The organism is Micromonospora sp. DT44, from assembly GCF_049841635.1.
Taxonomy (GTDB): domain Bacteria; phylum Actinomycetota; class Actinomycetes; order Mycobacteriales; family Micromonosporaceae; genus Micromonospora.
The window spans coordinates 77,364-103,873 of sequence record NZ_JBNCKS010000020.1 but is presented as its reverse complement, the minus strand read 5'-3'; the positions used below and the strand labels follow the sequence as shown (position 1 = coordinate 103,873).

Here is a 26,510-nt window from a genome sequence, read left to right as displayed (position 1 = left end):
CAACAAACTACCTAAAATAGACAGAAAGCGATGGCCGCCACGCCAGTGGCAGCCATCGTTTAACACCAGTCACCTAGATCGGGAAGCGGCCCTGACGCCACTGCCAGTGCCGGCCGGCCGAGAGGTGGTCGACGATCGCGCGTTGCAGAGCGGTACGGCGCGGTAGCTCGTCGAGCGGCGTGCTCAGGGTGCGGAACACGAACCGCAGCACCTCGACGTCCGCGTCCAGCCCTTCCGGCTCCTCGTAGGGCTCCAGCTCGAACCGTCGCTGGAACCGGATGATGTTCGAGTCCTCGGGCAGGTATTCCCGCAACTGGGGATCGAGCAGCCAGGAGCCGCAGGAGAACGCCGCGTAGCTCTCGTCGGAGAAGTGACGCGGGAAGAAGGCGCGACCCTCGTCGAGCGACGCCGAGACCGCCTCCGGCGTCAGCGGCCCCGCGTCGGGGATGTGCAGGCCGATCGCGCCGTCGCCGCGGTGGTGCTGCAACCGGCCCAACTCGTAGACGGCGCCGCGGACGTGCAGCGTCAACCAGCTCTGCATGACCGGCCAGCCCTCGCCGCGCATCCGCCGGTCGATGGCGAGGTTACGGCCCAGGTCGGCGAGCGTCGCCCAGGAGACGGCGTCGGGAACGCCATGGTCGCGGTGGTAGCCCCGGACGACCTCGACCAGCGCGAGGTACGCGTACACGTAGAGATGCCGCCAGGCCGGACCACGGTCGCGCGGCAGCTCCGGGCCGGGCGGCAGCCAGAGGTACCCGCCGAGATCCGCGCGGACCAGCGCGATCGAACGGTCGAGCAGCCAGCGCAGCTCCGGTGTCCACAGTGGTGCGGAGTCGTCCGGCCAGCCGGCCATGATCTCGGTGGCGTCATCGGACGGCACCGCGAGCCGGTCGAGGATCGCCGGCGCGTCGGCCTTGGCGGGCAGGGGGGCCGAGGGCCGGTCGCCGGCCAACCGGTGCACCCGCTCGACGGCCTCGACGGGCACCCCGAGCAGAGCTGCGGTCTCCTCCAGATCCACGCCGACGACCCTACCGCCGGTCGGCGTTCCCCTGCGCCCCGCTCCGGTCAGACGACGTGGCGCAGATAGCCGGCGATCGCCGCGTCCAGCACCTGCGCGCCCGGCCGCGCCCAGACCTCGGCGGAGAAGACCTCCACCTCGATCGGGCCGCGGTAGCCAGCCGCGTCCACCGCCTCGCGCAGCCGCCGCAGCTCGATGCACCCGTCGCCGGGCAGCGCCCGGCCGAGCAGCACCCCCTCCGGCAGCGGTGTCACCCAGTCGCAGACCTGAAACGCGGCGATCCGCGTGCCGGCCCGGGCAATCTGCGCGTAGACGGTGTCGTCCCACCACACGTGGTACGCGTCGACCACCACCCCGACCACCGCCGGATCGAACCGCTCGGCGATGTCGAGCGCCTGACCGAGGGTGGCGATCACGCAGCGGTCGGCGGCGAACATCGGATGCAGCGGTTCGATCGCCAGCCGGACGCCGGCCGCCGCCGCGTGCGGCGCCAGCTCGCCGATCGCGTCGGCGACCCGACGGCGGGCGCCGTCGACGTCACGACTGCCCGCCGGCAGTCCGCCGGAGACGAGCACCAGCTCGGATGCGCCAAGTGCGGCGGCCTCCTCGATGGCCCGCTGGTTCTCCGTACGCCAGTCTTCGGCGGTAAAGAAACCGCCCCGGCACAGCGACGTGACGGTGAGGCCCGCGTCCCGGACCAGCTTCGCCGAGTGGGCCAGACCGTACTCGGCCACCGGCTCCCGCCACAGTCCGATGCCCGGTACGTCGGACGCCACACAACCGGCGACCACCTCGGGCAGCGCCCAGCGCTGCGCGGTCGCCTGGTTGAACGAGAACCGCGCGAGACTCACTGGGCTGCTCTCCGTTCGCGACTGCGGGGCTCGCAAAACCGGCTCACTCCTCGCGCTCACTGCATCACCCCCGCGACGGTGAAGAACGCCCGGGCGCGGGCGGCGGCCAGCTCCGCGTCGGGCAGCAGCCCGGCGGCGTCGGCGAGGGTGAGCAGGGTCGCCAGGTGCGCCGGGGACCGGCCGGACTGCGCTCCGCCGACCATCGTGAAGTGGTCCTGGTGCCCGGCCAGCCACGCCAGGAACACGATGCCCGTCTTGTAGTGCCAGGTCGGCGCCGCGAACAGGTGCCGGGCCAGCGGCACGGTCGGGGCGAAGATCTCGTCGTACGACGTCAGGTCGCCCCGGTCGAGAGCATCCAGCGCGGCGGCGGCGGCCGGCGCGATGGCCGCGAACACGCCGAGCAGCGCGTCGGAGTGGCCCACCTCGTCGCCCCGGATCAGCTCCGGGTAGTGGAAGTCGTCGCCGGTGTAGAGGCGTACCCCGGCCGGTAGTCGACGCCGCAACGCCACCTCCCGGTCGGCGTCGAGCAGCGACACCTTGATGCCGTCCACCGTCGCCTGGTGGGCCTTGACCAGCTCGACCACCGTGTCGGCGGCCAGGTCCAGGTCGGCGGACCCCCAGTAGCCGGTCAGCGCCGGGTCGAACATCGGGCCCAGCCAGTGCAGCACCACCGGCTCGTCGGCGGCGGTCAGCAGCTCGTCGTACACCCGTAGGTAGTCCTCGGCGTCGCGGGCGGTGGCGGCCAGGTGCCGGCTGCACATCAGCACCGGCCGCGCGCCGGCGGCGCGGACGTCGTCGAGCTGCTGGCGGTACGCGCCGGTGACCTCGGCCAGGCTGGCCGGGCCGGCCGCGAGCTGGTCGGTGCCGACACCGGCGACGATCCGCCCGCCCACGGCACGGGCCTCGGCGGCGCTGCGCCGCACCAGCTCCCGGGTCGCCGGATAGTCCAGCCCCATCCCCCGCTGGGCGGTGTCCATCGCCTCGGCGACACCCAGCCCGTACGACCACAGGTGCCGCCGGAACGCGAGGGTGGCGTCCCAGTCCACCGTCGCCGGGGCGCCCGGTACGTTCTCCGCGCCCGGATCGGCGACCACGTGCGCGGCGGCGTACGCGATCCGGCTGGTCGCAGGTGCGGCCGGGCGGGTGAATCCGCCGGCCCCGGTGAGCCGGTGGCGCCGCCCGCCCGGCAGCGCCACGTCAACGGCATTCACGGGTGCAGCTCCGGCACCTCGACGCGGACGCCCTCGCGCGCCGCGCGGAGCCCCAGCTCGGCGAGCTGCACGCCGCGCGCCCCGGCCAGGAAGTCCCACGGGAACGGCTCGCCGGCCACGACGTGCCGCAGGAAGGCCTCCCACTGCATCTTGAAGCCGTTGTCGAACTCCTCGTTGTCGGGCACCTCGGTCCACTGGGCGCGGAAGTCCTCGGTGACCGGCAGGTCCGGGTTCCACACCGGTTTCGGGGTGACCGCCCGGTGCTGCACCCGGCAGCGCCGCAGCCCGGCGATGGCGCTGCCCTCGGTCCCGTCGACCTGGAACTCCACCAGCTCGTCGCGGTACACCCGCACACCCCACGACGAGTTGATCTGCGCGATCACACCGCCGCCGAGTTTGAAGATGGCGTACGCGGCGTCGTCGGCGGTGGCGGCGTAGGCGCGGCCGTCCTCGTCGACCCGCTCGGGCACGTGGGTGGCGGTCACGCAGGTGACCGCGGTGACCCGGCCGAACAGCTCCTGGAGCACGTAGTGCCAGTGCGGGAACATGTCGGAGGTGATGCCACCGCCGGCCTCGGCGCGGTAGTTCCACGAGGGACGCTGGGCCGGCTGCCAGTCACCCTCGAAGACCCAGTAGCCGAACTCGCCGCGCACCGAGAGGATCCGTCCGAAGAAACCGCCGTCGACGAGCCGCTTGAGTTTGCGCAGCCCGGGCAGGAACAGCTTGTCCTGTACGACGCCGGTGCGGACACCGGCCGCGTCGGCGGCGCGGGCCAGGTCGAGCGCGGCCGCGGTGTCCTCGGCGAGCGGCTTCTCCGTGTAGATGTGCTTGCCGGCCTCGATCGCCTGGCGGATCGCCTCCTCCCGCTGCTGGGTGACCAGGGCGTCGAAGTAGATCTCGACGTCGTCGCGGGCCAGCGCGGAGGTCAGGTCGGTGGTCCAGTCGGTGAGGCCGTGCCGCCCGGCGAGTTCGCGGAGCTTGGTCTCGTTGCGCCCCACCAGGACTGGTTCCGGCCAGATGGTCGTGCCGTCGGCCAACGTCACGCCGCCGGACTCGCGGATGGCCAGCAGGGACCGGACGAGGTGCTGGCGGTAGCCCATCCGGCCGGTCACGCCGTTGACGATGATGCCGATCGTCCTGCGGGTCATGGCGGTTCCCTTCGTCGTGCTGGTCGTTCAGTGGTTGGCGGCCGCGCTGCCGAGCAGTCCGCGCAGTTCGGTGGCGAGCCGGTCGAAGCGGGAATCCGACATCACCTGCGCGTAGTCGCGGTGCGCCGGCAGCTCGACGTCGAAGGCGCGGATGATCCGGCCGGGCCGGGCGCTCATCACCACGACCCGGGTGCCGAGGAAGACCGCCTCGGCGATGGAGTGGGTGACCAGCACCACCGTGGTGCCGGTCTCCCGCCAGATGCGGTGCAGCTCGGCGTTCATCTGCTCGCGGGTCAGCGCGTCCAGGGCGCCAGGCCAGGACAGTCACGCGAACCTCCTCGTGGCCCGGCGCGGCACCCGGGAGCCGGGCCGGTCGGCGGGTCAGGGCAAGCGCTTTCCTGGGAGCGTAGGCCGCCTCCAGACGGCAGGCAAGGCCTTTCCTCGATCTATTCGACGCCAGCGGGACCGCCCAGGCGACGGCGTCGCCCGTGATCAACTCGGCTTACCGCAAACCGGGCCTTCCCTGCTCCTCGGACACCGCGACTTCCCTGAACCCGGGGTGGATCATCACCCTGACGGTCCGAGCTGGACCAAGCCGGGCTCGTCGGGTCAGCCGGCAGCCGGATAGGTGTCGAGGAGGCCGCACATCCCCAACCGGCCGCGCTCGACCGGCCCGTCCACCGCGTACACGCCGGCCCCGCCCAGATGCCGCCACTCGCCCCGCTCCAGGGCGTCCAACTGGGTGCCGGTGGCGGCCGCAGCCGCGCCGTCCGGCCACCGCTGCCGCCAGGCCACCAGCAGTGGCCGGCGCAGCGCGGCCGCCGCCGCGTGGAAGGCGGCCAGCGCCGTCGGACCACCGGTCCGCAGCGCCGCAAAGCCGGCCACCGCGAGATCCCGTCGACGGTACGCGCTCCGCACGTCCGCCCCCGGCGCTCCCCCGTCCGGCAGCGCCGCGGCCTCGGCATACGCCTCGGGGTCGGCCAGCACCTCGGGCGGGAAGGTCAGGACCGCGTCGCCGGCCTCGGGCAGGCCGCTGTTCTGCATGAGCACCACGATGGACAGACCACCGGCGTTCACCAGGCGGTGCACGGTGCCCGGCCCGAACCAGACCACCGTGCCCGCCCACAACGGGCTCTCCCGGAAGCCCTCGCCGCCGAAGGTCTGCACCGCGCCCTCGCCGCCGGTCACCACGTACCCCTCGGTGCAGCACAGGTGCACGTGCGGGGTGCCGCCGACCACGCCGTCCGGCGCCGCCGTGTCGTAGACGCGCAGCCGGGACACTCCGATACCGCCGGGCAGTGCCGCGAAGCGTTCCGACATGGCCGGGCCTCCCTGCGGGAAAGGGCTTTCTCTGCGGTACGGTGACGCTAGCCGGCGCGGCGAAACGCCGTCAACAGACCGAGGGGGCGGGCCATGGCGACCCTGTCCGACGTGGCGCGGCGCGCAGGCGTCTCACCTGCCACGGCCTCGCGCGTCATCAACGGCAGCAGCAAACCGGTCACCGACGAACTGCGCGAGCGGGTGCTCGCGGCCGTCGCCGAGTTGCAGTACGTGCCGAACGCGCACGCCCAACTGCTGGCCCGCTCGCACCGCAGCGCGGTCGGCGTGATCGTGCACGACGTCTCCGACCCATACTTCGCCGAGATCACCCGCGGGCTGCAACGCGTCGCCACCGACCAGGGCCGGCTGCTGATGATCTGCAACAGCTACCGCGACCCGGACCGCGAGCTGGAGTACGTGGAGCTGCTGCGCGGCCACCAGGTGGCGGCGCTGATCCTGGCCGGGTCCGGCTACCACGACGAGGCCTTCACCCGGCAGCTCAACGAGAAGCTCGCCGCGTACGAGGCGACCGGGGGGCGGGTCGCGGTCATCGGCCGCCACGAGCACTCCGGCGACGCGGTCATGCCGGACAACCGGGCCGGCGGTCACCTCGCCGGCCGCGAACTCTGCGCGCTGGGCCACCGGGCGATCGGCGTGGTCGCCGGCCCGCGCATCCTCACCACCACCACCGACCGGCTGGCCGGGCTCCGACAGGCCCTGGCCGAGCACGGCCTCGACCTGCCCGAGCGGCGCATCCGGTACGCCGAGTTCGACCGGGACGGCGGCGCGGAGGCCACCGCCCGGCTGCTCGATTCCGATCCGGAGCTGACCGCCATCGTGGCGCTCAACGACTCGATGGCCATCGGCGCCCTGGCCACCCTGCGGGCCCGCTCACTCGCCGTACCGGGACGGATCTCCGTCGTCGGCTTTGACGACATGCCGATCGCCCGCGACGTCACACCCGCGTTGACCACGGTGCGGCTCCCCCTCGTCGACATGGGGGTCCGGGCCATGTCGCTGGTGCTCGGCGCGGCGGCGCCGGCCCCCCGGGTCGAGGTGCTGCCCGCCGAGCTGGTCCGCCGGGACACCGCCGGGCCGGCCACGTGCCACGACGACGCCCCGCGCCCGGCGCGCCGACGCCGCCTCCTGACGGGCCCGCAAAACCCGTTGTCCCCTCGAGGGCGTCCTGCGTAGCCCGCGCCCGTGTTGATCCGTACGTTCACCGACCAGGACTGGTCGCAGGTGTGGCCGATCATCGAGGACGTGATCCAGGCGCAGGAGACCTTCGCCTACGACCCGGGGATGACGGCGGAGGAGGCGTACGCCGTCTGGGTGGAGGCCCCTCCCGGGCGGACCGTCGTCGCGACCGACGGTGATCGCGTGCTGGGCAGCGCGAAGATGGGGGCCAACCGTCCCGGGCCGGGCGCGCACGTCAGCACCGCCAGCTTCCTGGTGGCCGCCGACGCCCGTGGCCGGGGCGTGGGCACCGCGCTGTGCCACGACGCTCTGACCTGGGCCCGCCTCGCGGGGTACGCCGGGATGCAGTTCAACGCCGTGGTGGAGACGAACCGGACGGCGGTCGAGCTGTACCGGCGGGAGGGCTTCGAGGTGGTCGGCACCGTGCCCGGCGCGTTCCATCACCGGACCCTCGGGCGGGTCGGGCTGCACGTCATGTACCGGGAGTTCCGACTCCCCCGCCGTGCGGTGCCTCAGCCGCCGATCGTGCCCACGGCCGGGGCCCGCCCGAGTCCCGGTGCGGTGGACGCCGGTTCGGCGCCCGCGCGCGGCGGATCGGGGTGAACACCCCGCCGACCGCGACCAGCAGGCAGCCGACGCCGGCCACGAGCGCCACCGCCGGTACGCCGTACCGGCCGGCGGCCCAGGTCAGGATGGCCGCGCCGGCCGGGCCGAGGGCGTAGTGCGTGCTCCAGAACGCCGAGGTGACCCGGCCGAGCAGGTGGTCGGGAGTGATCTCCTGGCGCAGTGACATCGAGCAGATCCCGCCGACGCTGAGACAGCACAGGTACACGGCGGTCAGGGCGGTGACCGTCGGCACGGTCGTCGCGACGCCGACGCCCGCCACCGCGAACCCGCAGAGCGTGTGCGCGCCGATCCAGGTGGCGCCGAATCCGCGTCGCCGACGCAGCGGCGCCACCAGCAGCGCCCCGGCGACCGTGCCCAGAGCCGCCAGGCCGAGGACGATGCCGACCGTCCCCTCGGTGCCGCCGAGGTCGTGTGTCACGTGGTAGATCAGCACGTCGGTGAAGCCGTAGGTCAGGAAGATGAACACCGACAGCAGGACGGTCAGCGCGCGGAGCACGGGCTGCCGCCACAGGAACCGCGCGCCGGCCAGGAACTCGACCAGCGGGCGTTCCCGGGCCATCGGCGCGGTGTCGGCGGGCTGGGCGGTGCGCAAGCGGATCAGCCGCAGGCCAACGGCCGAGAGTGCGAAGCTGGCGGCGTTGACGGCGATGGCGACCGCCGGGCCGAAACGGGCCGACACCACACCGGCGAGCAGCGGCCCGAGGACGGCGGTCGCCGCGAACGTCGCCTGGAGCCGGCCGTTGGCCTCGGTGATCCGGTCGGCGTCGACGAGGTTGCGGACGGCGGTCACCGCGGCGACCTGGAACAGCATGCCGGCCGCCGCGCAGATCGGCAGCACGACGAAGAGCAGCCAGACCTGTGGGCTGACGAGCCAGACGATCGGCACGAGACCAAAGAGGACCATCCGGACCAGGTCCGCGACGATCATCAGCCGACGCCGGTCGTACCTGTCGACCAGCACCCCGCCGAAGACACCGGCGATCACCGACGCCACGCCCGCGACGGCGGTGAGCAGACCCATCTGCGCCACCGACCCGGTCACCTCGAGGACCAGCAGCGGCACCGCCAGGTAGGCGAAAGCGTTGCCGGCCGCGGAGAGCGTCTGGGCGATCCAGTACGTGCCGAAGGCACGGTCCCGCCACAGTGGGGCCCGGCCCGCACGGGGCTCTGCGCTCATCCCGCCGAGGCTATCGTGCTCGACCCCGGCGGTGGGTACGCGCCGACGGCCGCGGGCGAGAGTCCCGCGGCCGTCTCGAGGCGTACCCGAGGAGGGTCAGCCCTGGCGCAGCGGCGCGAGCGCGGTGCTCCAGGCCACGACCTGGTCGAGGGTGGTGGTCAGCGCCGGCAGGTGCTGGTCGCCGGGCTTGAAGGTGCTGAAGTTCTCGAAGTCGGTGTAGAGCGAGAGCGCGACCTGCGCGCGCACGTCGGCCATCTGCAGCTCACCGGCGATCAGGCGCAGGTGCTCGACGGCGCGGGCGCCACCGAGGGAGCCGTAGCTGACGAACCCGACGGCCTTGTTGTTCCACTCGTTGTAGAGGAAGTCGATGGCGTTCTTCAGCGCGCCGGAGGTCGAGTGGTTGTACTCGGGCGTCACCATCACGAAGCCGTCGAACGACGCGATGGTCTCGGCCCAGCGCACCGTGTGGGGCTGGCTGTACTGGCCCATCGCCGGCGGCATCGCCTCGTCGAGGTGCGGCAGCTTGTAGTCGAGCAGGTCGATCAGCTCGAACTGCGCGTCGGTGCGCTGCTGGGCGATCTCGTGGACCCAGCGGGCGACGGCTTCGCCGTTGCGCCCCGGGCGGGTGCTTCCGAGGATGATCCCGATCCTGGTCATGGCTGCGCCTTTCAGTTGTCCGAACCTGACCGCCGGAACGCTAGCCGCTCCTTGCTTCGTCAAGCAAATGACCGTGGTATGAGCACCCTCACACCCAGGGTAAGCAATTGCTCAATCAAGCAACTATGCTGGAGAGATGGCCGATTCCCGCCCGGAGGCGCAGCGACCCCTCGATTCCGACGAGGAGGCGCTGGTCCGCGCCCTGGGCCAGGTGATGTACGTGGTGCCGCGCACGATCGACGCCGACATGGTCGGCGACCGGCAGTTGCCGTTGACCGAGTACACCGCGCTGATGAACCTCTCCGAGGCGCCCGAGCGGCGGATGCGGATGCACGAACTCGCCACGGCCTGCTATCTCTCGCTGAGCGGGATGACCCGGACGATCATCCGGCTGGAGAGCCAGGGGCTGGTCAAGCGGGAACGGTGCGAGGAGGACGCCCGGGGCTGGAACGCGGTGCTCACCGACGCCGGTTTCGCCCGGCTCGAGGAGTCCTGGCCCAGCCACCTGGCGGCCGTACGCCGGCGGTTCCTACGCCACTTCGAGGGTCTGGACCTGACCGAGCTGGCTCGCGCGTTCCGGCGCGCGGGAACGGCCAACTAGCTACTTCGACCTGAAAAATTAGATCGACGAGGTAGGGGTTGTCAGCTCGTGCGGTAGAACAGCGCCACGAGACACGACACGCCGCCCAGCAGGAGCATTCGGTCAGTCCACTGCCAGTTGGCGACTGCGCCGTCGGCGACGGCGACGAAGGCGAAGGTCAAGATGGACCAGCCGGTCGCCTGCAGGGCCACGTTGACGTCGCGGATCTGGGCGAGGAATCGCAGCGTGAGCACGTAGGCAGCCTGGCCCAGCAGGTAGACCAGCGACGTGATCACCAGTGGGCGCGGGCTGAGGCGACCGTCCAGCCAGATCCGGTCGGCCCAGACGAAGCCGCGGGCGTCGGCCCACGCGCCGGCGAGCGTCAGCAGGACAACCGCGAGATAGCTCAGCACGACAGGCTCCGTTCGGTCGTGAATGATCACCGCGAGGGGCGGCGGTTGTTCGACAGTCGGTAGAGTTGATCTCGGAGGTTGAAGCATGTCACGTACCGCACGGATCGCTGGTGCCGGCATCGCCGGGCTCGCGCTGGCCACTGCGCTGGGCAGCCGGGGCTGGAGAGTCATCGTCCACGAACGCTCCGCCGAGCTACGAGAGATCGGTGCCGGCATCACGCTCGGCCCCGATGGCATCGATGCGCTCAGTCGACTCGGGGCATTGGAAGAGACGGTAGCCGATGCGCGCGCTGTCGAGTACTGGTCGATGCACGACGAACGGGGCCGCACGGTGCAGTCGCAGCGCGTGCGGCGTCCGATGTTCTGCTGCCACCGGCGCTCGTTGCACCGGGCGCTGGTCAACTCGGCCAGGGCTGCGGGGGCAGAGATCCGCACCGGGTCCGCGGTAGTCGGGGCCACCGGCGAGGCGCTGCTGATTGATGCCGGGGGCAGCGAGGTGACGGCGGAAACAGCGGATCTGATCGTAGGCGCGGACGGTGTCGGTTCCCGCGTCCGTCGTGCGCTGGGCAACCTCGGGGTCGGCGTACAGCTAACCGATCTGAACGTCTCGGGCCTGCGATACGTCGTGGAGCGCCGAAACGACGAATGGCTGACGACGCAGCCTGAGTGGCTGCGCGACACGCGGCGGGTGGGCATTTTGCCTCTCGGCGGCTCAGACATCGCTGTGTTCCTGTCCTGCCGCCGCGATGATTCCCGGTCTCGCACGGATCCGCTGGACCACGAGTGGTGGGCGCGTACCTTCCCGGAGGTGGGTGATGTGCTGGAGCGGGCGCCACTGCAGGCTGACTGGCGCGATCTGGTCGAGGTGCACTGCGATCGGTGGAGTTTCGGTTCGACCGCGCTGGTCGGGGATGCGGGCTTCGCGATGGCGTCAAACCTGGGGCAGGGGGCGGTGTCGGCCATCAGAGCCGTCCTGGCGCTCGCCGACGATGTGGCAGAGGCGCCGGACGTGCCGCGCGCCCTGGTCGGGTGGGAACGCCGGGTTCGGCCCTACGTGGAGTACAACCAGGCGTGGTCGCGCCGGTACAGCAGAATCGCCACGCAATGGCCGCAGCCGCTGTACCCATTGCGTTCGGCGGCGTACTGGATGCTCGGCCGGTCGGCGGCGCTCAATCATCGGTTCGCCGGGGTGTGAGCGCCGCCGGCGGAGGCGCGCGGCAGCGCCCAGGAGTCCTGCGACCGCCAGCTGAGGTGTAATGCCGTCACGCCTGTCAGCTCGTCTGCCCGGCTACTGGGAAGCCGCACGGTGAGCTCTGTCCCGTCGGCGGTCGTGGCGACGACCACTGTGGAGGGCCCCTCGAATGTCACGTCGACCACGGTCGCGGGCGTGCTGATGGAACCAGCCGCCGGTGGGCCGATGGATACGTCCTCCGGTCGCAGGAGCAGGTCGACTTCGCAACCCTTGCGCAGATCCGCGCTTGCGGGTACCCGAAGGGTGCGGCGATCCGCCAGTTGTACCTCGACCCGGCCGTCGAGTGGGTCCGCCATCACCCGGGCGGGCAGGCGATTCACCTCGCCCACGAACGACGCGACGAAATGCGATGCGGGGTTCCGGTAGATCTCCCTCGGCGGACCCACCTGGGCGATGCGCCCCGCGGCCATGACCGCCACGCGGTCGGACATGGCGAACGCCTCCGTCTGATCGTGCGTGACGTGGATGAAGGTAATGCCGGTGCTCCGCTGTAGCTGTTTGAGTAGCGACTGCATCTGCCGGCGCAGTGCCAGGTCGAGGGCGCCCAGTGGCTCGTCCAACAGGAGCACCTGCGGCCGTAGGACGAGGCTGCGGGCCAGCGCTACCCGTTGCCGCTGACCGCCGCTGAGATCGCGGGGCCGGGCCTTGTCCCGCCCCGTCAGGCCAACCTGTTCGAGCGCCAAGGCCACCCGATCGAGCACCGCGCCGCCCCGTACGCCCTCTGCGCGGAGCCCGAACGCCACGTTCTCGGCGACGCTGAGATGCGGAAACAACGCGTAGTCCTGGAACACCGTGCTAACCGGGCGCTGATGTGCCGGGAGGTTGGTGACGTCGCGGCCACCCAGCAGAATCTGGCCGTCGCTCGGCGGAAGGAGACCGGCGATCATCCGCAGCAGGGTCGTCTTGCCGCAGCCGCTCGGGCCCAGGAGCGAGAAGAACTCCCCGGCCGCGACGACGAGGCGAACGTCGTCGACCACGGTGGTGGCGCCGTAACGGCGGGACAGACTCCGCAGTTGGATGGCAGTCACCGCTCACCCCCAGGCGTGCTGCGACGGCGGGCTGGTAGGGGTAGACGACCGGCGGCCAGAAGGACCATCACCGGCACAGCGGTGATTAGCAGTAGGCCAGTGCCGATGGCGTTGACCTCCGGTGACACGGTTAGGCGGATCTTGCCGAGCAACAGCACGGGGAGGGTCTCCGTTTCGGTGCCGCCGAGGAACTGCGCGATCACCACGTCGTCGAGGGAGAACGTGAACACCAGTAGGGCAGCTGCCAGGATCGCCGGCGCGAGGAGTGGCAGGGTGACTCGGCCGAACACCCGTGATGGTGACGCGCCGAGATCCGCCGCGGCGTCCTCCAGCGCCGTTCCCAGGACGGCGAGGCGGGCCTGGATGACGACGGCAGCGTAGGCGGAACAGAAGACGACCTGTCCAGCGACGATCGCGCTTGCGCCAAGTGGGAGGGCGGCCCGCTCGGCGAGCAGGAACAGGCCGACCGCGAGAACCACTTCCGGCAGCATGATCCGCGCGGAGGTCAGAACGTCCATGACCCGCCGGGCACGGGGTGACGCGTGGCGCCACCACAGGCCCGTCAGCACTGCCACCGCCACCGAGATCACGGTGGTGGACAGCCCGATGGTGAGGCTGGCCAGTAGATCGGTGCGGACACGGGCGTCGCCGAGCGCCTGCGTCCACCAGCGCAGCGTCGGTCCTCCCCAGGTCGCCAAGCGGTCGTCGGCGTTGAACGAGTTGATCGCCACCGACGCGATAGGGATGTACAGGGCGGCGAGAACCAGATGCGTGACGACCGAAGCGAGGCGGGGCCCGCGGTACGGCTTCACGTGACGTCCTCGACCCGGGCGGTGGCGCGGCGGCCCACGATCAACACGATCGACACCGCCACGATCAGCAGCATCGTCAGAGCAGAGCCCAGGGGATAGTCGCCCACCTCCTGGAACTGCCGGGCGACGATGTTGCCGTAGAGCATGACCTTGCCACCGCCCAAGATCGCCGGCACGACGTACTCCCCGATGGCCGGCACTCCGACCAGCAGACAGCCCGCCACGATGCCGGGCGCGGCCAGACGCACCTGGACGCGGAGCAGCTGCGACCATGGCCCGGCACCGAGATCGGCGGCCGCCAGCAGCAGCGTCGGTTCGATGCGCTCCAAGGCCACGAAGATGGGGAGCACCATCAGGGGTAGATAGCTGTACACCATGCCGATGACCACGGCCACTGGCGTGTAGAGCAGTTCCGGCGTGCTGTCGGGCAGACCAATTCGGTGCAGAAACCCGAACACCGGGCCGGAGTCGGACAGTACGGCCACCAAACCGTACGTCCGGACCGCGAAGCTGATCCACAGTGGCACCACGACAGCCCCGAGCAGAAGGCGCTGCCGACGCCCCTCCCACCGGCTCAGGGTCAGCGCGACCGGGAATCCGACAACCAGACAGGCGAGCGTGGCCGTTGCCGCGGTGGCGAAGGACCACAGCACTGGGCGCAGATACAGCGGGTCCAGAGCGCGCAGGTAGTTCGACGGCTGGAAGTCGAGTTGCGTCACGTACGTGGTCAGGTCGACGCGGCCGAACGACACGACCGCCAGCAGCGTCACCGGCAGCAGGAACAGGAACACGATCACTAGGCCGGAAGGTACGAGGAACAGGTGTCGCACGCGCGCCGCCCGCAAGCGCCAACCCGTCGTCCTGCCTGCATCATCACTGGCCGACGTGGGCGTGTGCAGTGCGTTTCGGCCGTTCAAGCGCCGAGAACCCGCTCGATGGCCTGTGCCCGTCGGCGGGCACCCTCTGGCCCGCGGTAGGTGGCGAACTCTACCGAGGCCACGCTCGATGGTTCGTAGCGCAGGCTTGTGTTGGTCCGGATCGACTCGTCGATGTGGGGCTCGGCGTCGGGAAGGACGTAGGCCGAGCCGGTGGTGTTGATGAAGTCGGCGTACACGCGCGGATCGAGGTGGTGGTTCATGAACGCGTACACGGTGTCCAGGTTGTCGCTGCCCTTCAGGGGTAGCCACCCGTCGAGGTACCCGGGCATGCCCTCGGTCGGGGCGACCCAGACGATGTCCTTGTTCTTCCTCTGCGCGGCGGCGATGTCGTAGTCGTAGCTGACGGCTGCCACCGCGGCGCCGGTGAGCAGATCCTTGGAGAAGTCGGTGTTCAGGAACGCCCGCAGGTTGGCCTTCAGTTCGGTCAGCGCGCCGACCGCCTGGTTGAGCGCGGCATCGTCGTCGGCGTTGGCGGAGTGTCCGGTGTGCAGCAGCCCGATCGACAGGACGTCTTCGGCGTAGCGCAGAACGGTGACCTTCCCCGGCCGGCTCGCGGCCAGGGCCCACAGGTCGGCCCAGGAACGTGGCCGCTCGGAGATGAGGTCCTGCCGATATCCGAAACCGACCTTTCCCAGGTCGATCGGCATGCCGTACGGGTAGGCTTTGCGGAAGAACTCCGGCACGGTCGAGAGTCGTGGTACCCGGGTCGGGTCGAACGGCGCGGTCAGCCCGGCCGCCTGCAACTGGCCGGCTGTGGCACCACCGGCCAGGGTGAAATCGTACGCGCCGCGGGCTTGGCGGATCTGCGTCACTGCCTGGGCGGCGCCCGAGGTCAGCCCGGAGACCTGCTTGACCTCCGTGCCCGGAAACGCCCGCTGGAAGTTGGCGACTTCGTCCTTTCCCATCCAGTCGGGGTAGTTCATCATCGTGATCGTGCCGGTCACGGGACCCGGGCTGCCGGAGCGCGCGATGTTCGGCGCCCGATCGTCACCGCAGGCGGTCAACAGGGTCGACGCGGCGACCGCTGAGGCCGCTTGCCCGCCGCGCCGCAACAAGTCGCGCCGGCTCAGGCGTACGTGTCTGTGCCAGGAAGGGCTTGCTGATGCCATGGAAATCTCCACATCATCCCCGATTAGGTGAGAAGGGCTCGTGTATGACGACACCGTATTTGACGATTCCTGGAAGGCGACCACACGATCAACTACCGTGCGCAATTCGTAACCAAAGATCAAACGGCGCCTGCGGGGCGTGGTCAGCCGCAGCAGGTCCGCGACCGCGTCCGGCCACTGCGGGGGGCACGAGTCCTCGAAGGCGGGCGGACCGCTCTGCTCCACCAGGTCGCCGCCAGGTCGAGCGTCGCCCCGTGTGCACCGTGTGCGTCAGGGCCGGTCTACCAGGAGCCGGTCCACCCGACCCCGGGCCACCGTCTGGTCGCCGTCGGAGACGCTGACCTCGAACGACAACCGGCGACCGTCGACCGTCGTCAGCAGCGCCTGCGCCCGTACCGTGCGGCCCACCACCGTCGGCGCGAGATGCTCCAGCTCGACCCGGGTGCCGACCGTCGTCGAGCCGGGCGGCATCGCCGACGCCGTGGCCGCGACGGTGGCCGCCTCCGCGAGCGCGAGCGCCCGAGGCGTGCCCAGCACCGGTACGTCCCCCGAACCGACCGCCTGGGCGGTGTCCGCGTCGGTGACGGTCAGCTCGACCTGGGCGGTCAGACCCGGCGCGAGGGCCGGCTCGGGCTGCTCCTGCATGGTCGTCATGCCCCGCTGGGCCAGGGCGAGACCTCCCCACGTGGCGGCAACGATCTAGTCGGCAGTCGGCGCGGTCTCCGCCTGCTCGACCTGCTGGATAAGTTGCTTGAGGTGGGCGATCTCGTCGCGCAGGGCGGCCTGACCCGCAGCGGTGAGAGTCACCCAGGTACGGGGGCGCTTACCCTCGTAGCCCTTCTCGATCTGGATCAGCTCGGCCTTCTCCAGGACAGTCAGGTGCTGCCCCAGGTTGCCGGCAGTCAGCTGCAGGGTGGTGCGCAGGAAGCTGAACTCGACCTGGCGGGCCTGGTGCGCGATGGCCAGGATGCCCAGTCGGACGCGCTGGTGGACCACGTCGTCCAGGCCGTTGGTGGGGTGGTCGGTCATCGCCGCGGAACCTCGGTGCGCGGCCGGAACAGGGCGAAGGCGGCACTGCCGAGCAGCAGCAGCGCCGCCGAGAGGAGCAGGTGCGGCAGGAAGAACCACCGCGAGGTCGAGTGGATGACCTGGCTGCCCTGCACCATCACGATCACCAGGTAGACGAGGCTGTACGCCAGCAGCGCCCAGTTGCGTTCGACCCACGCGAGCACCAGCAGCGCCAGTGCGATGACCGCGACGGGACTGGCCAGTCCGTTGACGAGCCACGCCGCCGGACCGACCTCGATCTCGACCGGGTCGGTGGAGAAGGGGTCGGCGGGGACGGGCAGGAGCGGGTGGAACGTCAGCCAGATCGACACGGCGGCCATCAGCACGGCCAACGCGACGCCGACGAGGACGTAGGGGCGGATCGGGGTGCCCACGCCACGGCGTCGGGACTGTCGCAGGTAGAAGCCGGCGATCGCCACGTACGCGAGCACCAGCGCGACGGTCCAGTACCCGAGCTCCGCCGGATTGGGCTGCATGCAGACCGTCTGCTGCTCGCGGGATCGGCAGGTGTTGAACAGGTCGAGGTAGGGGGCGTACCGGTAGACGGGTATCGCGGCCAGGGTGACCACCGCGAGGACCAGCAGCGCGAACCAGGTGCCGCGCTGGGCGACCTGGACCTGGCGGGTCAGGTCGCGCACGGCGGCCAACAGCTCCCGTGGGCCGTCCGCCTGCGGAGCGGATTCGTTTGTCATGAAGTTAGCTTTGCATGACAGACCTATCCGCGCAAGAGAGTTCGCGGACCGCGTCCAGACAACACCGGGGCGTGTGTCGACATCCTCGGTTCAGGATGTCGACACACGCCCCGGTCGGGCCGAGCCCGTGCGGTGGCTGCCTAGGCGTTGGCCACGAGCCGCCAGCGGTTGTCGGTGGTGCCGTTGTCCGAATCCTGCACCGCCTGTGCGCCCCTGGCGGTGGAGTTGTTCAGGATGCCGAGCAGCTTGCCGCTGTTGACGTTGCGGATCTTGTAGGTGCCGTCGCCGTTGTCGACCAGAGTCCACCGGTGGTCGGCGGTGCCGTTGTCCGACCACTGCAGGACACGGGCGTTGTCGGCGGTGGACATGTTCTCCACACCGAGGACCTTGCCGCTGTTGACGTTGCGGAACCGGACGGCGTTGCCATCGGTGATCATGACCCAGTTGTGGTCGGCGGTGCCGCTGTCGTCCCACTGCAGAGCCAGCCCACCGTCCGCGGTGGACATGTTTTGGATGCCGAGGACCATCCCGCTGGCCACGTTCACCAGCCGGTAACTGCCTCCGCCGCTGCTGGTGCTGGTGTTCCAGTAGACCGTGTAGTTGTAGCCGTGGGCGTCCTGGAACGGCGCGAGGTTGACGGTGGAGCCGTTCGCCGTGGCGGTGAACGCGAGCGAGCTGGTGCTGGTCCGCGCGATCGACGAGACCACGAGTGACGGCAGCGAGTTGAGCGTGGTGTTGCCGTAGTTGCCGCAGAGCACGCTCGGGCCGTACGTGACGGCGGCGACGCTGGGATTGTCGTTGGCCGCCCGCATGACGACCCGCATGGGCAGTCGTACGGTGATGGTGTCGCCGGCGGCCCAGGTGCGGGTGACGGTGGCGTAGCTGCCCGGCGTCGTGGTGACCGACTCGGCCACACCGTTGACGCTGATGGTCGCGCCGCTCGTCCACGCCGGGATGCGCACCCGGATGCTCCACGAGCCACTCATCGTGCCGGAGAGCGTGAGCGTGCTGGTGTCGCTCACCGGGTACGTGGTGTTCTGGGTGACCGTGATCCCCCGCTGCGACCAGTTCAGCTCGGACGGCACGAAGAGGTTCACCGTGAGCGTCGTGCCGTTGTAGAAGTAGACGGAGTCCATCAACTTCGTGTTGATCTCCAGGCCGGTGCCCTGGCAGCACCAGAACGAGTTGTAGTCGGTGCTCCAGGTGCCGCCACCCCACGCCGGGCCGACGCCCCGCCGCCCACCGGCCTTGAGCGGGGTGAAGTAGGTGATGTGGCCACGGCTGTCGGCCGGGTTCTGCGCGCCGATCAGGTGGTTGATCATCGCGCGCTCGTAGAAGTCGAAGTAGTCGGTCCGGTTCGGGTCGAGCAGCCACAGCTCGCGCGTCAGCTTGAGCATGTTGTAGGTGTTGCACTGCTCGCAGGTGTCGTTGCTCAGGTAACCGGCGATGGCGTTCGGCGCGCGGAAGTGCTCGGCCTGGCTGTTGCCGCCGATGACGTAGGAGTGCGCGCCCACGGTGATGTTCCACGCGTTGCTGGCGATGTCCCGGTAGCGGGTGGTCCCGGTGGCCTTGAACTCGCGGGCCGCGCCGATCCACTTGGGCACCTGCGTGTTGGCGTGCAGGCCGTTGAGCTGGTCCTGGTTGTTGGCCAGGGGGTTGAACACCGCGGCGTGGTCGAACCGCTGGGCCGTCGTGAGCCACCGGCTGTCACCGGTCATCTGGTAGATGTCGGTCAGCACGTCGTTCATGCCGCCGAACTCGGTGCCGAGCATCGACTGCATCTGGCTGGAGCTGAGCCGGGACGTGCGGGTGTCGACCCAGCCGGCGAGGGCCAGCAGCACCGTACGGGCCTGGGTGTTGCCGGTGTAGCGCCAGACGTCGAGCAGGCCGGCGAGCGTCTTGTGGATGCAGTAGTACGGCACGTTGCCGTTGGACAGGGTCCGCGCCTCGAGCGCGGAGAAGTCGGACTCCGGGAAGCCCGAGAGGTAGCCCGCGCCGAACCCGGCCGCGCCGTTGTTCGCCTGGCACTTGGCCATCTCGGCGACCATGTAGTTCGCCTTGTCCCGGCAGGTGGTATCGCCCAGCACCGCGTACGCGTGGGACCACGCGGTCAGGAAGTGCCCCTGCATGTGCGTACGGAACGGGAAGTTCGGCGCGTCCCACCCACCGTTGGTGGCGGCGCCGTTGGTGGACAGCCGGTGGTTGGCGCGGAAGTTGTAGAGCATCCGGTCGACGTCGACGAAGCGCAGGTAGTTCAGGGTGCGGTTCTGGTTGTCCAGCCAACGGCCGCTGGTCAGTCGCACCTGACCGGGGTCGAAGGCGTAGGCCGCGACGCCGATGTCCGCACGCGCTGGCGGGACCACCGCGGCGGCGGCGGGGCCGGCGCCCAGCGTCGCGGCGCCGGTCGCGGAGACCACGGCGGTGGCGCCGGCGGCCTGCAGAACGCGGCGTCGGCTGAGGGGCAGGGACGACATGGGACCTCCAAATGAGCGCAACCGGCGATGGGACGGCAACCGGGCGGGACGGGCTCGGCAGGATGCAGGGGTCCGAACGTTAGCGTTCACATCCGTGTTCGGCATGTTACGGCTGGACTACGCACAAATTCAAGGTTCTAACTATTACGGCTCGCTGTGCACCACACCTGAGCTGGCAGATCAGGCGTGGCTACACGGGTGCGGTAGGGGGCTTCACCTCGTGTTATCGATAACACCGGTGGATCTCTGCACGGTGCGGCCACCGTCGGCGCACATCGAAACGGGGTGCGCGCCGACCGGTGCCGCTGGTGGAATCTCGGGATGAAGCACGATCTTGTACGTCCCCCGAAGGCGCGCCCCGGCGAACGCATCGCGGTCCTGTCGCCGTCCTTCGCCGCCGCCGGCGCCTTCCCCGAGATCCACGAGCAGGCCATGCGCCGGCTCGCCGACGTGACCGGCCTCGTCCCGGTCGAGTACCCCACCACCCGCACGGTCGGCGCGAGCGCGCAGGCCCGCGCGGCGGACATCAACGCCGCCTTCGCCGATCCTCGGGTACGCGCGATCCTGGCCGTCGTCGGCGGCCACGACCAGATCACCGTCGTCCCCCACCTGGACGCCAACCTGGCCCGCGCGGACCCGAAGCCGTTCCTGGGCACCAGCGACAACACCAACCTGCACCAGTGGCTCTGGGGACTCGGCATCGCGAGCTTCTACGGCGGGTCGTCCCAGGTGCACCTCGGCCCCGGTCCCGCCGTGGACGACATCCACGCCCGCTCGCTGCGCGCCGCGCTGCTCACCGGCGAGCGGTTGGAGATCACCGACCCGGGCGAGTCCGAGGACGTCGGGGTCCCCTGGGACGATCCGCGGGCGTTGCAGTCGTTCGGGGAACGCGAGCCGACCGAGCCGTGGACCTGGCACGGGCCGCGCCGCACGGTCACCGGCCCCACCTGGGGTGGCTGCCTGGAGGTTCTCCAGTGGCTGCTCACGGCGGAGCGTTTCGGGTTCGGACCGGAGGTGCTGCGCGGCGGCGTGCTGATCATCGAGACGTCGGAGGAGCTGCTTTCCGCGCGTGAGGTCGCTCGGATCGTCCGCTCGCTGGGTGAGCGCGGCCTCCTGGCCGCCGCCGACGCGGTCCTGGTCGCCCGTCCCCCGGTCTCCGACCTGGACCGCCGGCCCGACGCGCAGGAGCGGGCGCGGCTACGCGAGCAGCAGCGCGACACTGTCGTCGACCTGGTGCGCCGCTACAACTCCGACGCGGTGGTCTGCGTCGGCGTGCCGTTCGGCCACACCAGACCACAGTGGGTTCTCCCGCACGGCGGCCCGGTAACCGTCGACGGCGTGGAACGGCGGATCTTCGCCGACTACCGGTAGACGAAGGGTCAACCGATCCGGAGACCGTCACGTACGGGTACGACGCGTGGTTGCCGTGCCCGGCGGGGAATGATCAGTTGATGCTGACCAGTTCCATGAGGGGCCGGACAACTGGTCAGCATCAAGTGATCGCGATGAAGACGGAGGGCTGCCGCCGACCCGGTGCGGGAGCGCAACGCGTCCCGGCGGGCGGCCGGGACGCGGGACGGCGTCAGGCGGCCGGGGCGTGGGCGGCCAGCGGATTCGTGAGGGTGCCGACGAACTGCAGGGCGGCCGACGGATCGGCCAGGTCGATCATCTGCTGGTTGTCGCGCAGCTGAAGACGGTTGAGGCAGGACAGCGCGAACTCGGGAGCGAACAGGTCGTAGTGGCGTACGCGCTCGGCCAGGTGCGGCACCCGCGCGAAGTAGTCGGCGGCGCAGGCCGCGACCGTGCCCCAGAAGGCGTCCTCGGTGAGCACCCCGGCCTCGACCAGCACCGCGTTGAGGTGGCGCAGGTAGCAGTCCACCACGTCGGTGAAGATGGTCAGCAGCTTGGTGTCGTCGGGCACCTCGACCCGGATGCGCTCCACCTCGGCCGGCAGCTCGACGTCGGCGCTCAACACCGCGATCTCCTCGGCGATGTCCTTGAAGATCGCCCGCTGGACGGTGTCGTGCTCGTCGAGGACCAGGATGACGTTCTCGCCGTGCGGCATGAAGGCCAGGTCGTGGGCGTAGAAACTGTGCAGCAGCGGGGTCAGGTAGGAGTCCAGGTAGCGGCGCAGCCACACCTCGGGCGCGAGGCCGGACCGGTCGATCAGCGCCGCCGCCAGCGAGCCGCCGTCGTCGTCGACGTGCAGCAGCGCGGCCATCGTGGACAGTCGCTCCCCCGGGGCCAGACCCGGCACCGGGCTCTCCCGCCAGAGGGCGGCGAGCATCTTGCGGTACGGGGAGGTCCGCTCGGTGGCCGTCTCGTACTGCCGGTGGCGGTAGCCGACCGCCGCCCGCTCCCGGATGACCGTCAGGCCCGTGCCGGCCAACACCTCGTCGTTGGCGATCAGGTCGGCCAGCCAGTCGTTGATGGCCGGCGTGGCGGCCATGTACGCGGCCGACAGCCCGCGCATGAAGCCCATGTTCAGCACCGACAGCGCCGTCTTGACGTAGTGCCGGCCCGGCTCGCTGACGTTGAAGAAGGTACGGATGGACTGCTGCGCGAGGTACGAGTCGGGGCCGGGGCCGAGGTGCACGAGCCGGCGTTCGGCCAACTCCCCCGCGAACGTCACCGCCAGCTTGTTCCACCACTGCCAGGGGTGCGCCGGGATGAGGTGGTAGTCGGCGAGGTCGAGCCCGAGGTCGGCCATCGTGGCGGCGAACCGCGCCCGGGTCGGAGCGTCCAACTCGCCGGCGATGAGCGCGTCGTAGTCGAGGTCGGCGGCGCTGCTGAACGTCGAGTGGTCCCGGTGCGCGGCGAGCCACTCCAGGCGTACCGGCGTGGCGGTTTCCGGGGCGTAGCGGTGGTACTCGTCGACGCCGAAGCCGAGGCGGCCGTTGTTGGCCACGAAGCAGGGGTGACCCTCGGTCATGGATGTCTCGATGGTCTGGAAGTCGGCCCCGGCCAGCTCGGCGGCGCTCGGCGCGGACTGGGCCAGCTTGTACGCCGTACCGGCCAGGGTGGAGGTGATCTCTTCCAGGTAGACGGGCAGCACCCGAGCGGAGAGCCCGAGAGTGCAGCGCAGCTCGACGATCAGGTCCACCGCGTCGGGTGGCAGCGACGTGCCGTCGCGGTGCCGGGTGATGCTGTCCGCGTCGATCTGCCAGTGGGCCAGCGCGAGCACCCGGGCGGCGAACCGGTAGGTGACGGATTCATCGTCGCTGCGGACCTCGTACCACTGCCGGTCGTCCGGGCCCGGCACGGGCGTCGGGGTGAGCAGCCGCTCGTGGGTGAACTCGGCGAACGCCTTGCGGACCAGCATCCGGTTGGCCCGCGCCCAGCGCTGCGGGGTGAGGTGCGCGACCGGGTCGGCCGGGCCGGCGACGGTCGGCGAGGTGGGGACGGCGGTGGTGGTCACGCCGGGGCTCCTTCTGCTGCGGTGGCGGCGGCCGGCTCGGTGGCGGCCTGGAACTGTGCGCGGGTGCAGACGCTGAGCAGCGCCTCCTTCTCCGGCTTGGTGATCGGACCGACGACCTCAAACCCGACGGCGGCGTTCAGCGCGTGCACGGCCGTGTTGCGCACGTCGGGCTCGACCACCACGCGCACGGTCGCCGGGTCGGCGAAGAGCCACGCCAGGACGGTACGGATCACCGCGCGGGTGAAGCCGTGCACCGGCGTGCCGGCGGGCGCGCACAGGAAGTGCATGCCCACGTCGCCGGGTTGGTGGTCGTAGAGGCCGACCAGCTCCACGTGGGCCGGGTCGTAGCGCTCGGCCAGGAACGCCGGACTTCCCCGCCACAGGCCGAGGTACGCGTCGTGGTGCGGGTGGGCGGCGATACGCCGGTACTCCTCGACGACCTGTGCCTCGTCGGCGTCCTGCATCAACCAGAACGCCGACTTCGGGTGGGTCACCCAGCGGTGCAGCACCCCGGCGTCGCCCTCCGGATCGAGGGCACGCAGGGCGAAGTCCCCGAGCCGGTCGTCGGCGCGGGTGAAGACGGCGCTCACGACACCACCCCGAACTCCTGGAAGGTGATGCTCTTCTCGATCGGGTAGTACTCGCGGCCGAGCAGCTCGCGGATGATCCAGGAGTTGCGGTACGCGCCCATGCCCAGGTCGGGTGAGGTGATGCTGTGCGTGTGGGTGCCCGCGTTCTGCAGGAAGATGCCCCGCCCGTCGTGGTCGATGCTGTAGTTGCGGGCCACGTCGAAGCGGCCGTGCGCGTCCCAGCGGATGCGCTCGCGCACCGGTTCGAGGAACGTCGGCACCCGGTAGTGGTAGCCGGTGGCCAGGACCAGACCCTCGGTCCGCAGGGTGAAGTCCCGCTCCTGCTCGACGTGCCGCAACCCGAGCGTGTACTCCCCGTCGTGGTGGGTGGCGTCGACCAGCTCGGTGTTGGTGATCAGCCGGGTGTTCACCGGACCGTCGACGCTCTGCGCGTAGAGCAGGTCGAAGATGTCGTTGATCAGGTCGGCGTTGATCCCCTTGAACAGCCCCTTCTGCGCCGATTCCAGCCGGTAGCGGGTCTCCTCGGGCAGCGCGTGGAAGTAGTCCACGTAGCCCGGTGAGGTCATCTCCAACGTCAGCTTGGTGTATTCCAGGGGGAAGAACCGGGGCGAACGGGTGACCCAGTTGAGCTGGTAGCCGTACCGGCCGATGTCGCCGAGCAGGTCGTGGTAGATCTCGGCGGCGCTCTGCCCGCTGCCCACCACGGTGATGCTGCGCTTGGTCCGCAGCGCGTCCCGGTGCTCCAGGTAGCGCGAGTTGTGCACGGCGTCCCCGGCGAGCCCGGCGACGGCGGCCGGCAGGTGCGGCGGCGTGCCGGTGCCGAGCACCAGGTGCCGCGCCCGGTACTCGACGCTCTCGGACCCGCCGGTAGTGGCCCGCACCACGTACCGCCCGTCGGCGCTGTCGTACTCCACGGTGGTCACCGTCTGACCGAAGCGCAGGTTCGGCAGCTTCGCCGCCGCCCAGCGGCAGTACGCGTCGTACTCGCTGCGCAGGGGGTAGAAGCTCTCCCGGATGTAGAACGGGTAGAGGCGTCCGATCTCCTTGAGGTAGTTGAGGAACGAGTATGGGGAGGTCGGATCGGCGAGGCTGACCAGGTCGGCGATGAACGGAGTCTGCAACCGGGCGGACTCCAGCAGCATGCCGGGGTGCCAGGCGAGGCTGGGTCGAGCCTCCAGGAACACCCCGTCCAGCTCGTCGATCGGCGCGGTGAGGCAGGCCAGACCCAGGTTGTACGGGCCGAGCCCGATGGCGACGAAGTCGTGGGTGGACATCTTCTTCTCCAGGCGGGGGTGCGGGGTCAGCCGACGGGGCAGGTCAGGTCGGTGGCGACGGTGTCGCGCACGTACCGCCCGGCGTGGCCGGCGATCAGTTCGAGCACGTGGCCGACGTCATCGACGGTCGTGGCCGGGTTCAGCAGCGTGAACTTGAGAAAGTGCCGGCCGTCCACCCGGGTGCCGGCGACCACGGCGAGGCCGGAGGCGGCCAGCGCCTCCCGGGCGTACAGGTTGGCGGCGTCGGCCAGCTCGCGGCCCGGATTGGTGGGCAGGTAACGGAAGACCACGGTGCTCAACTGCGAGCGGGTCACCACCTCGAAGCGGGGGTCCTCGCTGACGAGCTGCCAGCCGTCGGCCGCGGCGTCGACCACCTCGTCGAAGAGTTCGCCGAGCGCGTCCGGGCCCATCACCCGCAGGGTCAGCCACAGCTTCAGCGCGTCGAAGCGGCGGGTGGTCTGCAGGCTCTTGTCGACCTGGTTCGGAATCCGCTGCTCCACCATGCGCGCCGGGTTGAGGTAGTCGGCGTGGTAGGTGGCGTGCCCCAGCGCCCGCCGGTCCCGGACCAGCAGCGCGCTGGAGCTGACCGGCTGGAAGAACGACTTGTGGTAGTCGACGGTCACCGAGTCGGCGCGTTCGATGCCGTCGAGCAGGTGCCGGCGCCTCGGCGAGACGAGCAGACCGCAGCCGTACGCGGCGTCGACGTGCAGCCAGACGCCGGTCTCCGCGCAGACCTCGGCCAGGTCCGCGAGCGGGTCGATCGAGCCGAAGTCGGTGGTGCCGGCGGTCCCGACGACGGCCATCGGGACCAGTCCGGCCGCCCGGCACCGGGCGATCTCCTCGCGGACGGCGGCGGGCTGGATGCGCCGCCGCGCGTCGGTGGGCACCGCGATCACCGCGTCCGGGGCGAGGCCGAGGAGCTTGGCGGACTTCTGGACGCTGAAGTGCCCGGCGACGGAGGTGAGCACGCGCAGCCGGGGCAGCAGGTCCAGGCGTGCCGCCGGGGTGGTCGCGGCGAGGCACGCCTCCTCCCGGGCCAGCAGCAGCGCCTGGAGGTTGGACTGGCTGCCTCCGCTGGTGAACACGCCGTCGGCGTCCGGACCGAGACCGATCCGGGCGGCGGTCCAGTCGATCAACCGTCGCTCGATGAGCGTCGCGCCGGCACTCTGGTCCCAGGTGTCCAGGGAGGAGTTGACCGCGCTGAGCACCGCCTCGCCGAGCAGCGCCGGGATGACCACCGGACAGTTGAGGTGGGCCAGGTAGCGGGGATGGTGGAACCAGACGGCGTCCCGCAGGTAGACGCCCTCCAGCTCGTCCAACGCCGCGCCGGCGTCGCCCAGGGGCTGGTCCAGGTCGACGCCGTCGACGAGGGGCGCCAGCTCGGCCGGAGTGATTCCGGTGGTGGGCCGGTCCACCGTGGCGACCCGCCGGGCGACCCGGTCGACGCCGTCGGCGATCGCGCGCCGGTACTGCTCGACCGTTCCGTCGTGCAGCAGGTGGGCACGCGCCGCGGCCGACGCTCGGGTCGGTGGTGGGGCGGCCAGCGCGCTGCTTGGCACGGGCGGGTCGGTCTCGCCGGGGTGCGTCGGCACGGTCACGGGATGTCCTTCCACGTTCTGACGATGGGCAGCCGGAACCCTCCCCCGGCGCGTCCGC

25 protein-coding genes and 2 pseudogenes are annotated in these 26,510 nt (G+C 70.7%); 5 read left to right on the top strand and 22 right to left on the bottom strand.

Annotated features, from left to right (window positions below):
• Positions 1-73: 73 nt before the first annotated feature.
• From ACLQ25_RS14230 to ACLQ25_RS14205, 6 genes are all read right to left on the bottom strand, one after another.
• Entirely contained in the window at positions 74-1,018 is a 945-nt protein-coding gene (locus tag ACLQ25_RS14230; RefSeq protein WP_425731340.1) for an acyltransferase domain-containing protein, read from the bottom strand.
• 47 nt (positions 1,019-1,065) lie between these two features.
• Positions 1,066-1,869, bottom strand: coding sequence for a sugar phosphate isomerase/epimerase family protein (locus tag ACLQ25_RS14225; RefSeq protein WP_425731339.1), 804 nt, complete (start codon positions 1,867-1,869; stop codon positions 1,066-1,068).
• A 56-nt stretch (positions 1,870-1,925) separates the two neighbouring features.
• Complete coding sequence (locus tag ACLQ25_RS14220) at positions 1,926-3,080, bottom strand: dihydrodipicolinate synthase family protein (protein WP_425731338.1); 1,155 nt, start codon at positions 3,078-3,080, stop codon at positions 1,926-1,928.
• Positions 3,077-4,228 carry a Gfo/Idh/MocA family protein gene (locus ACLQ25_RS14215; RefSeq protein ID WP_425731337.1) on the bottom strand — a complete coding sequence of 384 codons (1,152 nt, stop codon included), beginning with the start codon at positions 4,226-4,228 and terminating at the stop codon, positions 3,077-3,079. The genes ACLQ25_RS14220 and ACLQ25_RS14215 overlap by 4 nt, the downstream gene beginning before the upstream one ends.
• A gap of 27 nt (positions 4,229-4,255) precedes the next feature.
• Positions 4,256-4,510 carry a hypothetical protein gene (locus tag ACLQ25_RS14210; RefSeq protein WP_425731336.1) on the bottom strand — a complete coding sequence of 85 codons (255 nt, stop codon included), beginning with the start codon at positions 4,508-4,510 and terminating at the stop codon, positions 4,256-4,258.
• Between the two features lie 327 nt (positions 4,511-4,837).
• Complete coding sequence (locus ACLQ25_RS14205; RefSeq protein ID WP_425731335.1) at positions 4,838-5,548, bottom strand: cupin domain-containing protein; 711 nt, start codon at positions 5,546-5,548, stop codon at positions 4,838-4,840.
• A 93-nt stretch (positions 5,549-5,641) separates the two neighbouring features.
• Here ACLQ25_RS14205 and ACLQ25_RS14200 point away from each other — a divergent pair, with 93 nt between their 5' ends.
• On the top strand, positions 5,642-6,742 hold the full coding sequence (locus tag ACLQ25_RS14200; protein WP_425731334.1) for a LacI family DNA-binding transcriptional regulator: 1,101 nt from the start codon (positions 5,642-5,644) through the stop codon (positions 6,740-6,742).
• A 9-nt stretch (positions 6,743-6,751) separates the two neighbouring features.
• Positions 6,752-7,234: pseudogene (locus ACLQ25_RS14195) on the top strand (GNAT family N-acetyltransferase); the annotation flags it as partial.
• On the opposite strand, the gene ACLQ25_RS14190 reads toward ACLQ25_RS14195, so the two are convergent.
• Both ACLQ25_RS14190 and ACLQ25_RS14185 read right to left on the bottom strand, forming a co-directional pair.
• Complete coding sequence (locus ACLQ25_RS14190) at positions 7,218-8,549, bottom strand: MFS transporter (RefSeq protein WP_425731333.1); 1,332 nt, start codon at positions 8,547-8,549, stop codon at positions 7,218-7,220. The pseudogene ACLQ25_RS14195 and the gene ACLQ25_RS14190 overlap by 17 nt on opposite strands.
• Positions 8,550-8,645: 96 nt before the next feature.
• Positions 8,646-9,206, bottom strand: coding sequence for an NADPH-dependent FMN reductase (locus ACLQ25_RS14185; RefSeq protein ID WP_425731332.1), 561 nt, complete (start codon positions 9,204-9,206; stop codon positions 8,646-8,648).
• A 136-nt stretch (positions 9,207-9,342) separates the two neighbouring features.
• Between ACLQ25_RS14185 and ACLQ25_RS14180 the strand changes: the two genes are divergently transcribed.
• Positions 9,343-9,807 carry a MarR family winged helix-turn-helix transcriptional regulator gene (locus ACLQ25_RS14180; protein WP_425731331.1) on the top strand — a complete coding sequence of 155 codons (465 nt, stop codon included), beginning with the start codon at positions 9,343-9,345 and terminating at the stop codon, positions 9,805-9,807.
• Positions 9,808-9,848: 41 nt separating this feature from the next.
• On the opposite strand, the gene ACLQ25_RS14175 is transcribed toward ACLQ25_RS14180, so the two are convergent.
• A complete protein-coding gene (locus tag ACLQ25_RS14175; RefSeq protein WP_425731330.1) occupies positions 9,849-10,199 on the bottom strand; it encodes a hypothetical protein in 351 nt (116 codons plus the stop codon).
• 85 nt (positions 10,200-10,284) lie between these two features.
• Between ACLQ25_RS14175 and ACLQ25_RS14170 the strand changes: the two genes are divergently transcribed.
• Positions 10,285-11,394 (top strand): FAD-dependent oxidoreductase, encoded by a 1,110-nt coding sequence (locus ACLQ25_RS14170; protein ID WP_425731329.1) that lies wholly within the window; start codon positions 10,285-10,287, stop codon positions 11,392-11,394.
• Here ACLQ25_RS14170 and ACLQ25_RS14165 read toward each other — a convergent pair.
• The 9 genes and pseudogenes from ACLQ25_RS14165 to ACLQ25_RS14125 all read right to left on the bottom strand — a co-directional run bounded on the left by ACLQ25_RS14165 (position 11,373) and on the right by ACLQ25_RS14125 (position 19,572).
• Complete coding sequence (locus tag ACLQ25_RS14165; RefSeq protein WP_425731328.1) at positions 11,373-12,428, bottom strand: ABC transporter ATP-binding protein; 1,056 nt, start codon at positions 12,426-12,428, stop codon at positions 11,373-11,375. The genes ACLQ25_RS14170 and ACLQ25_RS14165 overlap by 22 nt on opposite strands.
• Positions 12,429-12,475: 47 nt before the next feature.
• On the bottom strand, positions 12,476-13,291 hold the full coding sequence (locus ACLQ25_RS14160; protein WP_425731327.1) for an ABC transporter permease: 816 nt from the start codon (positions 13,289-13,291) through the stop codon (positions 12,476-12,478).
• Positions 13,288-14,088 (bottom strand): ABC transporter permease, encoded by an 801-nt coding sequence (locus tag ACLQ25_RS14155; protein ID WP_425731326.1) that lies wholly within the window; start codon positions 14,086-14,088, stop codon positions 13,288-13,290. The genes ACLQ25_RS14160 and ACLQ25_RS14155 overlap by 4 nt, the downstream gene beginning before the upstream one ends.
• Positions 14,089-14,204: 116 nt before the next feature.
• The gene (locus ACLQ25_RS14150) at positions 14,205-15,134 is read right to left on the bottom strand and encodes an ABC transporter substrate-binding protein (protein ID WP_425731348.1); all 930 of its coding nucleotides are present in this window, start codon (positions 15,132-15,134) and stop codon (positions 14,205-14,207) included.
• A 339-nt stretch (positions 15,135-15,473) separates the two neighbouring features.
• Positions 15,474-15,572, bottom strand: a pseudogene (locus tag ACLQ25_RS14145) (MBL fold metallo-hydrolase); the annotation flags it as partial.
• Between the two features lie 36 nt (positions 15,573-15,608).
• The gene (locus ACLQ25_RS14140) at positions 15,609-15,983 is read right to left on the bottom strand and encodes a thioesterase family protein (protein WP_425731347.1); all 375 of its coding nucleotides are present in this window, start codon (positions 15,981-15,983) and stop codon (positions 15,609-15,611) included.
• Positions 15,984-16,037: 54 nt separating this feature from the next.
• Entirely contained in the window at positions 16,038-16,367 is a 330-nt protein-coding gene (locus ACLQ25_RS14135; RefSeq protein WP_425731325.1) for a winged helix-turn-helix domain-containing protein, read from the bottom strand.
• Complete coding sequence (locus ACLQ25_RS14130; RefSeq protein WP_425731324.1) at positions 16,364-17,098, bottom strand: hypothetical protein; 735 nt, start codon at positions 17,096-17,098, stop codon at positions 16,364-16,366. The genes ACLQ25_RS14135 and ACLQ25_RS14130 overlap by 4 nt, the downstream gene beginning before the upstream one ends.
• A 140-nt stretch (positions 17,099-17,238) precedes the next feature.
• Entirely contained in the window at positions 17,239-19,572 is a 2,334-nt protein-coding gene (locus tag ACLQ25_RS14125) for a beta-L-arabinofuranosidase domain-containing protein (protein ID WP_425731323.1), read from the bottom strand.
• 321 nt (positions 19,573-19,893) lie between these two features.
• Between ACLQ25_RS14125 and ACLQ25_RS14120 the strand changes: the two genes are divergently transcribed.
• Complete coding sequence (locus tag ACLQ25_RS14120; protein WP_425731322.1) at positions 19,894-20,943, top strand: LD-carboxypeptidase; 1,050 nt, start codon at positions 19,894-19,896, stop codon at positions 20,941-20,943.
• A gap of 211 nt (positions 20,944-21,154) precedes the next feature.
• On the opposite strand, the gene ACLQ25_RS14115 is transcribed toward ACLQ25_RS14120, so the two are convergent.
• The 4 genes from ACLQ25_RS14115 to ACLQ25_RS14100 form a co-directional block, all read right to left on the bottom strand.
• Positions 21,155-22,894, bottom strand: a complete 1,740-nt coding sequence (locus ACLQ25_RS14115; protein ID WP_425731346.1) for an IucA/IucC family protein — start codon at positions 22,892-22,894, stop codon at positions 21,155-21,157.
• Positions 22,895-22,986: 92 nt separating this feature from the next.
• A complete protein-coding gene (locus ACLQ25_RS14110; RefSeq protein WP_425731321.1) occupies positions 22,987-23,580 on the bottom strand; it encodes a GNAT family N-acetyltransferase in 594 nt (197 codons plus the stop codon).
• The gene (locus ACLQ25_RS14105; protein ID WP_425731320.1) at positions 23,577-24,854 is read right to left on the bottom strand and encodes a lysine N(6)-hydroxylase/L-ornithine N(5)-oxygenase family protein; all 1,278 of its coding nucleotides are present in this window, start codon (positions 24,852-24,854) and stop codon (positions 23,577-23,579) included. The genes ACLQ25_RS14110 and ACLQ25_RS14105 overlap by 4 nt, the downstream gene beginning before the upstream one ends.
• A 26-nt stretch (positions 24,855-24,880) precedes the next feature.
• Positions 24,881-26,452 carry a pyridoxal phosphate-dependent decarboxylase family protein gene (locus ACLQ25_RS14100; RefSeq protein WP_425731319.1) on the bottom strand — a complete coding sequence of 524 codons (1,572 nt, stop codon included), beginning with the start codon at positions 26,450-26,452 and terminating at the stop codon, positions 24,881-24,883.
• Between the last annotated feature and the right edge of the window lie 58 nt (positions 26,453-26,510).

Excerpts from the sequence above, each read along its gene's own strand:
- ACLQ25_RS14215 (WP_425731337.1), bottom strand. The coding sequence starts at position 4,228 with ATGACCCGCAGGACGATCGGCATCATCGTCAACGGCGTGACCGGCCGG.
- ACLQ25_RS14210 (WP_425731336.1), bottom strand. The coding sequence starts at position 4,510 with ATGAACGCCGAGCTGCACCGCATCTGGCGGGAGACCGGCACCACGGTG.
- ACLQ25_RS14205 (WP_425731335.1), bottom strand. The coding sequence starts at position 5,548 with ATGTCGGAACGCTTCGCGGCACTGCCCGGCGGTATCGGAGTGTCCCGG.
- ACLQ25_RS14200 (WP_425731334.1), top strand. The coding sequence starts at position 5,642 with ATGGCGACCCTGTCCGACGTGGCGCGGCGCGCAGGCGTCTCACCTGCC.
- ACLQ25_RS14190 (WP_425731333.1), bottom strand. The coding sequence starts at position 8,549 with ATGAGCGCAGAGCCCCGTGCGGGCCGGGCCCCACTGTGGCGGGACCGT.
- ACLQ25_RS14185 (WP_425731332.1), bottom strand. The coding sequence starts at position 9,206 with ATGACCAGGATCGGGATCATCCTCGGAAGCACCCGCCCGGGGCGCAAC.
- ACLQ25_RS14180 (WP_425731331.1), top strand. The coding sequence starts at position 9,343 with ATGGCCGATTCCCGCCCGGAGGCGCAGCGACCCCTCGATTCCGACGAG.
- ACLQ25_RS14170 (WP_425731329.1), top strand. The coding sequence starts at position 10,285 with ATGTCACGTACCGCACGGATCGCTGGTGCCGGCATCGCCGGGCTCGCG.
- ACLQ25_RS14150 (WP_425731348.1), bottom strand. The coding sequence starts at position 15,134 with ATGGGAAAGGACGAAGTCGCCAACTTCCAGCGGGCGTTTCCGGGCACG.
- ACLQ25_RS14140 (WP_425731347.1), bottom strand. The coding sequence starts at position 15,983 with ATGCAGGAGCAGCCCGAGCCGGCCCTCGCGCCGGGTCTGACCGCCCAG.
- ACLQ25_RS14135 (WP_425731325.1), bottom strand. The coding sequence starts at position 16,367 with ATGACCGACCACCCCACCAACGGCCTGGACGACGTGGTCCACCAGCGC.
- ACLQ25_RS14130 (WP_425731324.1), bottom strand. The coding sequence starts at position 17,098 with ATGACAAACGAATCCGCTCCGCAGGCGGACGGCCCACGGGAGCTGTTG.
- ACLQ25_RS14125 (WP_425731323.1), bottom strand. The coding sequence starts at position 19,572 with ATGTCGTCCCTGCCCCTCAGCCGACGCCGCGTTCTGCAGGCCGCCGGC.
- ACLQ25_RS14120 (WP_425731322.1), top strand. The coding sequence starts at position 19,894 with ATGAAGCACGATCTTGTACGTCCCCCGAAGGCGCGCCCCGGCGAACGC.
- ACLQ25_RS14115 (WP_425731346.1), bottom strand. The coding sequence starts at position 22,894 with ATGCTGGTCCGCAAGGCGTTCGCCGAGTTCACCCACGAGCGGCTGCTC.
- ACLQ25_RS14105 (WP_425731320.1), bottom strand. The coding sequence starts at position 24,854 with ATGTCCACCCACGACTTCGTCGCCATCGGGCTCGGCCCGTACAACCTG.